The sequence below is a fragment of the Mesobaculum littorinae genome (assembly GCF_004011175.1).
Taxonomy (GTDB): domain Bacteria; phylum Pseudomonadota; class Alphaproteobacteria; order Rhodobacterales; family Rhodobacteraceae; genus Tranquillimonas; species Tranquillimonas littorinae.
Window position 1 is genome coordinate 1 of sequence record NZ_RQXX01000023.1, and the last position, 357, is coordinate 357.

Annotated in this window: 1 pseudogene; it reads right to left on the bottom strand. The window is 69.2% G+C overall.

The features are described 5' to 3' along the window. Positions 1-191, bottom strand: a pseudogene (locus EKE94_RS18500) (hypothetical protein); the annotation flags it as partial. Between the last annotated feature and the right edge of the window lie 166 nt (positions 192-357).

Here is a 357-nt window from a genome sequence, read left to right on the forward strand (position 1 = left end):
CCGCCGGACAGGCTGCGCGGGTGCGATGGTGCGGGGCGGGTCGGACAGGCATGCGGGGCATAGCTGTCGCCCTGCCGCACCACCGCGATGCCGTTGACGAAGACGTCCGGCGACGCGCCGGTCGCCGGCGTGGGCGGGAAATGGCATTCATGGCCGGAGCCGATGTCGCCGAGCTGCGTCGCCTTGGCCATCAGCCCCCGCCCCCCACGATCAGCAGGATATCGTGATCTTTGGTGAAGTCGATCCGGTGCCCGCGCAGCCAGAGTTCGGCGGCAGGCCGGTCGTCGAGCTCGTAAGGAACGATCGGTGCCAGGAGAAACCGCGTGACCTCGGGTATCGTCGTCATCGCGAGGGTCG